At 45.1% G+C, this 335-nt stretch carries 1 protein-coding gene; it reads left to right on the forward strand.

Annotation, left to right across the window (positions count from 1 at the left end; genetic code table 11):
* A partial coding sequence (locus A7589_RS22665; RefSeq protein WP_286174603.1) for an MATE family efflux transporter occupies positions 1–335 on the forward strand: 335 nt, incomplete at both ends.

Consider the following 335-nt stretch of genomic DNA (forward strand, 5'->3'; position numbering starts at 1 on the left):
CGGCGAGCCAGAGTAGCAACACGGCAATCACTGGTGATCATGACGTTATTTGCCGTGCTGTTGGCAATTCTCATTCATCATTTTGGTGAACAAATTATCGATTTTGTTGCAGGTGATGCCACGACAGAGGTTAAAGCACTGGCGTTGACTTATCTGGAACTGACGGTGCTTAGTTATCCAGCCGCTGCCATCACTTTGATTGGCAGTGGGGCACTTCGTGGTGCCGGGAATACGAAAATACCGTTACTTATAAACGGTAGCATGAATATTTTTAATATTATTATTAGCGGTATATTGATTTACGGGCTTTTCTCCTGGCAGGGGTTGGGGTTTGT

It is taken from the genome of Escherichia sp. MOD1-EC6475 (assembly GCF_003046645.1).
Lineage (GTDB): Bacteria > Pseudomonadota > Gammaproteobacteria > Enterobacterales > Enterobacteriaceae > Escherichia > Escherichia ruysiae.